Origin of the sequence: Rhodococcus qingshengii JCM 15477 (assembly GCF_023221595.1) — a bacterium.
Lineage (GTDB): Bacteria > Actinomycetota > Actinomycetes > Mycobacteriales > Mycobacteriaceae > Rhodococcus_F > Rhodococcus_F qingshengii.
Window position 1 is genome coordinate 6,397,610 of record NZ_CP096563.1, and the last position, 7,493, is coordinate 6,405,102.

General features: G+C 60.0%; 10 protein-coding genes. 1 reads left to right on the forward strand and 9 read right to left on the reverse strand.

Features of this window, described 5'->3' with window-relative positions:
* Window position 1: 1 nt before the first annotated feature.
* Window positions 2–1,003 (reverse strand): ParA family protein, encoded by a 1,002-nt coding sequence (locus tag M0639_RS29530; RefSeq protein ID WP_003942510.1) that lies wholly within the window; start codon window positions 1,001–1,003, stop codon window positions 2–4.
* Window positions 1,004–1,084: 81 nt separating this feature from the next.
* Complete coding sequence (gene rsmG / locus M0639_RS29535) at window positions 1,085–1,765, reverse strand: 16S rRNA (guanine(527)-N(7))-methyltransferase RsmG (protein WP_019746204.1); 681 nt, start codon at window positions 1,763–1,765, stop codon at window positions 1,085–1,087.
* A 707-nt stretch (window positions 1,766–2,472) separates the two neighbouring features.
* Here rsmG and M0639_RS29540 point away from each other — a divergent pair.
* A complete protein-coding gene (locus M0639_RS29540; protein ID WP_064075695.1) occupies window positions 2,473–2,841 on the forward strand; it encodes a hypothetical protein in 369 nt (122 codons plus the stop codon).
* Between the two features lie 76 nt (window positions 2,842–2,917).
* Here the strand turns inward: M0639_RS29540 and M0639_RS29545 are convergent, their stop codons facing one another.
* From M0639_RS29545 to rpmH, 7 genes are all read right to left on the reverse strand, one after another.
* Window positions 2,918–3,403, reverse strand: a complete 486-nt coding sequence (locus M0639_RS29545; RefSeq protein ID WP_064075694.1) for a DUF6301 family protein — start codon at window positions 3,401–3,403, stop codon at window positions 2,918–2,920.
* Between the two features lie 257 nt (window positions 3,404–3,660).
* The gene (locus M0639_RS29550) at window positions 3,661–3,987 is read right to left on the reverse strand and encodes a hypothetical protein (RefSeq protein WP_064075693.1); all 327 of its coding nucleotides are present in this window, start codon (window positions 3,985–3,987) and stop codon (window positions 3,661–3,663) included.
* A 122-nt stretch (window positions 3,988–4,109) separates the two neighbouring features.
* Window positions 4,110–4,673, reverse strand: coding sequence for a Jag family protein (locus M0639_RS29555; protein WP_003942504.1), 564 nt, complete (start codon window positions 4,671–4,673; stop codon window positions 4,110–4,112).
* A 20-nt stretch (window positions 4,674–4,693) separates the two neighbouring features.
* Complete coding sequence (gene yidC, locus M0639_RS29560) at window positions 4,694–5,800, reverse strand: membrane protein insertase YidC (protein ID WP_003942570.1); 1,107 nt, start codon at window positions 5,798–5,800, stop codon at window positions 4,694–4,696.
* 4 nt (window positions 5,801–5,804) lie between these two features.
* Entirely contained in the window at window positions 5,805–6,185 is a 381-nt protein-coding gene (gene yidD / locus M0639_RS29565; RefSeq protein WP_007729147.1) for a membrane protein insertion efficiency factor YidD, read from the reverse strand.
* Entirely contained in the window at window positions 6,182–6,562 is a 381-nt protein-coding gene (gene rnpA / locus M0639_RS29570) for a ribonuclease P protein component (protein ID WP_003942450.1), read from the reverse strand. Before rnpA ends, yidD begins: the two co-directional genes overlap by 4 nt.
* A 26-nt stretch (window positions 6,563–6,588) precedes the next feature.
* A complete protein-coding gene (gene rpmH / locus M0639_RS29575; protein WP_003942540.1) occupies window positions 6,589–6,732 on the reverse strand; it encodes a 50S ribosomal protein L34 in 144 nt (47 codons plus the stop codon).
* Window positions 6,733–7,493: the final 761 nt, after the last annotated feature.

A 7,493-nucleotide genomic window follows, 5' to 3' on the forward strand; every position in this document is an offset into this window, starting at 1 on the left:
CTCACTGCTCCTGGGTCGTCGTGGTGGCAGAGCGGGCGGCAAGTTCACGGCCGGCGTCGAGATAACTCATGGCGCCACGTGAACCCGGGTCGTAGTCGAGAACTGTCATCCCGTATCCGGGAGCCTCGGACACCTTCACGCTGCGCGGAATCACAGCGCGCAGAACGGCCTCACCGAAGTGCTTGCGTACTTCTTCGGCGACCTGGTCGGCCAGCTTGGTGCGCCCGTCGTACATCGTCAGAAGGACGGTGGAGACATGCAGATCCGGGTTGAGATGAGCCTGGACGAGTTCGATGTTGCGGAGCAACTGACCGACCCCCTCGAGGGCGTAGTACTCGCACTGGATCGGGATCAGAACTTCCTTGGCAGCGACCATCGCGTTCACGGTCAGCAGTCCCAGCGAGGGCGGGCAGTCGATGAGGACGAAGTCGACGTCAAGCTCTGCGAGCACCTTGTCGTTGAGCGCGCCTTTGAGTCGATTCTCGCGGGCAACCATGGAGACCAATTCGATCTCGGCGCCCGCCAGATCGATCGTTGCCGGGATGCAGAGAAGGCGCTCACTGTGCGGGCTGGTCTGGATCGCCTCCGGGGCCTTCACTTCGCCTATGAGCAGCTCGTAGCTCGACGGGGTGCCCGAGGTATGGACGACGCCCAGAGCGGTGCTGGCGTTGCCCTGAGGGTCCAAATCGACCACAAGGACAGTGAGCCCTTGAAGAGCGAGCGCCGACGCAAGGTTCACCGTGGTCGTCGTCTTGCCGACGCCACCCTTCTGGTTCGCGATGGTGATCACGCGGCGGAACGCCGGCTTCGGCAGCGTAACCGAATGGGGATGAAGCACTTGGCTCGCTCGATGCGCGGCCGCCCCGATGGGGGTCTCCTCCGAGGAGATCGCCGCGTAGGGGGCGGTGAAATTGTCGTCGTCGTTGACGATCTGATCCGCACCCGCACTCGTGTGCTGCTTCGGTGTTTCACGTGAAACGGCGGATTCAGATCGACCCGACATTGACTGCTCCTTCGATTGGGAATCGATCACTAGGTGCTCTCATCATCTGTACATTGCTCTCGATTGCATGCGTGTAAATCATCAACGCTGGCGGCGCTTCGGGAGACGTTCGGCCTTCACCACAACAGTGGGGGTGCGGAGAATCTTGGCTCCGCATTCGAGTATTTCCAACTTACCTGCGCCCAACTTGGTGAGCGCCGTACGGTCTCGCTCGATCTCCTCGGCGGCGCTCGAACCCTTGAGTGCCAACATCCGGCCGTGCTCGTGAATGAGTGGGAGGGACCAACGTGCGAGCTTCTCGAGAGGCGCCACAGCTCGCGAGGTGACTACATCCGCGCCGCCCGCTTCCTTCACAACACCCGATTCCTCGGCTCGCCCTCGGACAACCAATACGTCCAATCCGTTGGACTCGATGAACTCCGCGAGGTACACCGAGCGTCGAAGCAACGGTTCGACCAGAGTCACCTTCAAGTCCGGGCGGGCGATTGCGAGAGGGATACCGGGTAGGCCGGCGCCGCTTCCAACGTCCACAACCGACTCGCCTTCGGCAATCAACTCACCGATGACGGCGCAATTGAGAAGGTGACGCTCCCACAGTCGAGGGACTTCACGGGGACCAATGAGCCCGCGCTCGACACCATCCGTCGCCAGGGATTGGTAATACCGTTCCGCGATCTCATATCTGTCACCGAACACTGCGCGCGCAGTCTCTTGTTCGTCCCAGTCAACCGACGCCGCACCATTCTGTTCCACGTGAAACATCCTCCCGCGTAAACCGCGAAATCAACAATCAAGACCGAAATCATTATCCGCTCTGGAGCCGACATGTGTTCGCTTCTGCACACCGACTCGCTGTGAGTCTGCCGACTCGTTCATTCTTTGGGAAGTTTTCGGCCCAAAATTCAAGCGGGGAAGGGGAGGGGTTCACGTTCCACGTGAAACATTGCGCTGAAAATTCTTCCAATTCTGACGCGTTTCACGTGAAACATGGCCGGGCGATCGAATGCAGATAGGAGCGCAATTCTTAGTATCATCACAGTGACGAAACTGCCATGGGTAGTTACATGGATGAAATTCTGACCCAAAAAGACCAATTTTCGATGAAAAAGTCGTTGCAAAAGATCGCCGACGTCGGACTGCAGAACGGACTCGGTCAGTCAGATCCTCTCTGTAGGTCGACTCGGAAAACAGACTTCGATTCCAGATCTCGGACAGCTTCGGTATCTCATCGCCGGTTGTTGCGAGCCATACATCCGTCGGCTTGACACCCCTGTTGCGGGAGACCGGAGACTTGGCATCGCAAACCGCGAATCAATCCAAGGAGCTTCGCACCACAGGATGCGCATGGAGAGTTCGCCTTCGATGTGGAGACCGGTGTCGGCGGGAAGATCAAAGTCGAGCAGGGGACCTGCCCGATGCGCAGGATGAATTCCTGCGCCTAGGCTCTGCGCGATTAAGATCCGCGCTTGGTGCGGGAGTTGTTGGACGGCAAAGACTACGACTACCCGTTGGTGCATACCGAACCCGGAACCAACAAGATCATCGCTCACGAGTTCGATCCGGGCACCGCGAAGTCCTTCCACCTCGTACAGCCCGGATCCGCCCTCATGACGAGACCAGCAGCGGGTGTGGGTGCGACGCCGATCGCACACCCCGCGAGTCAACCGAACTCAAGGCGGTCCCATGATTACCCCGACGCGGTCCGCAGTCTATGGACCGGAGCCCGTGTAGGCGATGTCGATTCCGGTTTGCTTGGCAAAGTAGTCGCCGCCGATCTCACCCCGAAGCCCGCAACAGCATCATCGACTTTGCGTGGCGACGAAGCCCATTCGATGTGATTGGTCCGATTCGTGTGAGGAGCGCACAAACCTGTTTCCGCACCGGGTGCGATCTCGCCGACCTCGATCGCTAGTCCTAGTCCTCGTACTCCGGTTCGGGCTCATCCACCCATGCCTGATACTTCGGACTCGTCAGTTGCAGGTGGATCGCGCGGGGGCTCATCCCGAGTTCGACGACCACTTTAGGCAGGTCCCACCGGATAGTTGCCTCAGGTCCGGGCTCGGAGTACGTGGGTATCGGAAGGACGGAAGTCAGTGCCGCAGTGAGATTCGCGAACCCTGCGTTCCGCAGCGGGCGCACCACTGTCATGGGCGTAGCATCATCTGCCACGTCCGTGACGAAGATCGAGATCCAATCCATTCTGTGTTGCCGCCCGAACATGTTCGCCTTCGGCCGGCAGACATGAAGGTTCGTTCGTATCGAGCCGCCACCTTGCCTGAGTTCGACGAGCTCCCATCGGGCTTGTGCGCAGAAGGGTTCCAGGTCGTCGACGGCCCAGGTCCAGTCGAATTCTGCGGCGAGGCGGGCAATCCGGGTGGCGCCCTCGATGTCGACGTGCATGTGCGGATGCTACTTCCTTCGTGATCGTTGTTGATGACGCCCCAATCCGGGGGCCGTCGAAGTGAGGGCTCGCGGGTTGTCGGTCATCGGATGCCAGCACCGAAGGTGACGACCTTGCCAGCAGGCCTGACGACATCAGGTCTGTGATCCATTGTGGCGGCAATCTGGGGCGGAGTTCGAGGGCTCGGGGCAACAACCATCGATCCGGTTTCACGTGAAACGAAGGCCGACTATTCCTCCTGGGGGAGGGGAGGGGCTCACATGTAGTACGGCATGTTGTCGATCGAATATCCGAACATGCACAGTGCACCCCCGACTAACAAGAAGGCAATCGCGAAGCTGAGCATGACCGGTCTCCCGGATCGCCAAGCCAATGCAAGTGGAATGAATACGACGGCGACTACTCCCAGCGGCAACGACCAGCAGAGCCAATACTTCAGACCGCCCGGCGGAAAGGACTGGACTTCCATTTTCTGCTGTAGTTCGAAGACCACGGGCCAATAGCTCAGGCCGCACACGAGCATCCCTATCAAGGCCCCAAGGGTCATCAATCCGAGAGGGAATCCGGAGCGCTCGTTGGACATGTCGACAACGATAGGCAGCGGACCTTCACCGTGCCGCCGGATTCGGTTTCACGTGAAACACCTCTCGGACACAAAAGCGGGCCCCGGAAAATCCGGGGCCCGCATTCGATCAAGGGGGAGTGTCAGTCCTTGAGGACAACCACTCGACGAGACGGCTCAGCGCCTTCGCTCTCGCTGGAAACACCGGCGACCTTGGCGACGGCGTCGTGCACGATCTTGCGTTCGAACGGCGTCATCGGAGCAAGCTCTTCGCGTTCGCCGGTCTCGAGAACACGCTGTGCAGCTTCCGCACCGAGAGCACTGAGTGCCTCGCGCCGGCCCGCACGCCACCCGGCGATGTCGAGCATCAAGCGGCTGCGCTCTCCGGTCGACTGCTGAACTGCCAGACGAGTCAGCTCCTGGAGAGCATCCAGAACCTCACCCTTGCGTCCCACGAGCTTGGTCAGGTCGTCGCCGCCGTCGATGCTGACGATCGCCCGATCGCCCTCGACGTCAAGGTCGATGTCTCCGTCGAAATCGAGAACGTCGAGCAACTGCTCGAGGTAGTCGCCGGCGATCTCGCCCTCTTCGATCAGGTCGTCATCGGAATCGTCGATGTCTACATCCACATCGGTAACCGGCGCAGTGGTCTCGGTGCTCACGTCTGCGTTCTCTCCATCCACAACGATGTCAGCTTCACTGGACATTGGTCGTTCTCTTTCCTGGATCAGCGCCGTTTATTGCGCTTGGGGGAGTTGCCGCGGTTGCTCTGTGGCCGGTTCTGTTTCGGTTTCGACGTGGAACCACCACTGGAACCCGAGGGCTTCGGCTGTGGCTTCTTGAGCGAAACTTCCGGGGCGTCACCGTCGTCGTCGGCTGAATCCGCGGTCTTCAGCGCAGCCGGAGATCCCTTCTTCTTGCTGGGATCAGGACGGGCACCGGGCTTGGGCGCATTGTCGTTGCGGCGAGTGATCGCTTCCTGCTTCTTGGCTTCTTCTTCCGCGTCGATCTTGCGGAAGACGAGGTGCTGCTGACCGTAGGTCCAGATGTTGTTCGACACCCAGTACAGGAGGATCGCGATCGGAAGGAACGGTCCACCGACCAGAACACCGAGCGGGAAGACGTACAGGGCGAGCTTGTTCATGATCGCGGACTGCGGGTTCGCGGCAGCTGCTTCGCTCTGACGGGCAACAGAAGCGCGTGAGTTGAAGTGCGTCGCGATGCTGGCGATGATCATCAGCGGAGCGGCCACGAGAATAATGTTCAGCCGTGACGGAAGCTCGGGAACGTTCTCGGTGACGTAGGCCTGAAGCTGCGCAACCGGCGTCGTGATTGCGGCCGAGATGGGCGCGCCGAACAGACGAGCATCCAGGAACGACTGGACGTCAGTGGCCGAGAAGACGTAGTTCGGGGTGTTGAGGTTGTCCTCGGCGCTCATGCCCAGCTGGCCCATGCCGGTGCCGGTGCGGTTGAACGAGCGCAGGACGTGGAACAGACCGATGAACACCGGAGCCTGAGCCAAGACCGGGAGACAGCCCATGATCGGGTTGAATCCGTGCTCCTTCTGGAGCTTCTGCATCTCGACGGCCTGGCGCTGACGGTCGCCCGAATACTTCTTCTGCAATGCCTTGATCTGTGGCTGCAGTTCCTGCATCTGACGCGTCGTGCGGACCTGCTTCACGAACGGCTTGTACAGAACCGCACGCAAGGTGAACACCAGGAACACCACGGAAAGCGCCCAGGCTATTCCGTTGTCCGGGCCGAGAATGAACCCGAAGACCTTGTGCCAGACCCACAGAATCGCGGATACCGGATAGTAGATGAAATTGAGCACGGCTCTAAGTACTCCTCTGTTCGTCCGTCGGACTGTGACACGCTGCGCGTGCTTCCGGACAGCTATGGCGGCTACCCGCATCACGGTCACGACGGGCAGGGACAGGGTCCCACCCTCCAGAATGCCAGGGGGCACACTTCGCCAACCGCACCACAGTCAAGAAAAGGCCTTTGATCGCCCCGTGAGTGCGCAGCGCTTCGACTGCGTATTCACTGCAGGTGGGGGTGAACCGGCAGGTCGGCATCCTCAAGGGCGACACATACGTCCGGTACAACTCGATACAGAAGATGAGAACAGTGGCGGGAGCGCGACGCACAGCCTTCAACACCGTGATGACACGGGAGGCTCTGGGAGTCTCGATCTGCTCAGAGAGCGGAGTACTCATGGCTCTTCACTTACCGACACCAATAGGTTCATTTTGGTCAGGCCCCCGCGCAACTGCTTGGCCAGTTCGGCTGAACTGGCGGTAGCTGCACCCGGAAGTGCGCGGATAACCACGTCTGTCTCCGGTGAAACCTGTCCGACGAAATCTGCACAGATATGACGAAGCCGGCGTGCGACTCGATGTCGAATCACCGCCGGCCCGACAGCCTTGCTCACGATCAGCCCGAACCGGGGACCGTGATTTGTTACTACCAGCGCCTCTACTTGCTCGCGATCGAACGCGTGCACGACAAGGTCGCGTCTTCCCATACGACGTCCACGTCGCACCGCCACGGAGAAATCCGCGTGGCGACGCAACCGGAACGGCTCAGGCAACACCCCGAGCTCCTGAACTCGAAATCAGATCAGGCAGTGAGGGAATCGCGGCCCTTACGGCGACGCGCCGAAACGATTGCACGACCCGCACGGGTACGCATACGAAGACGGAAGCCGTGAACACGCGCGCGGCGGCGATTATTCGGCTGGAACGTCCGCTTGCCCTTGGCCACGGTCAACACTCCTCGAAGTTCATTGACGCCTCCCGGCGTCATTCAGTGATCGACGCCTTACGGCGCCTTTGGATACAACAGGTACAGAACAATCAGCTTCACTCGTTGTGGCTTGGAAGACCGTTCCGACCTGACATATGTAGCCAGCACGAAGCGATCACCACCAGCGGGTGACCGTTCGAGGTTACTTACCACCGTTGCCAAGGTCAAACCAGCCCGATTCAGGGCCCTCCCGCGGCAACTACGGCGACACGCCGACACTTCCATTATTCCGAAGATTCCGTTCGCGGTGTGCATACGGCCGTGACCTCGAGCGAGGCGGCAAGTGTGACCTTGGCAACAGTTCCGCTACGGAACGCAGGTGGCCCGAAGGCAACCCGGACAGTTCCAACCGCGCACGCTCTCGACAAGGCCTCATCAGCACATACGGGCACGAGCACCGGACGCGACCCCGAATCCCGAGTTTCCACATTCATCCACAGGGCTGTGAGTGTTGACGCATCCCCGACACCAAGTGGCGAACGCCTCGAGTTCCGACAAAGTTGCAGGTAGATCAATTTCTCGGTCACTTTGACGAATTTGGTTGACGAAAAAACCGACTCGGTGCAGGTTTGTCCACATCTGTGGATAATTGTGTGGAAACACAGCCCAGGTGGCATATTCGTAGCCTGTTACGGGGTTCTCACCCCGGGTGGTAATCCACCGAATCATTCGACGCCGCAGCCATACGCTCGGCAGCTGCAGCACACCCACTGTCGGCG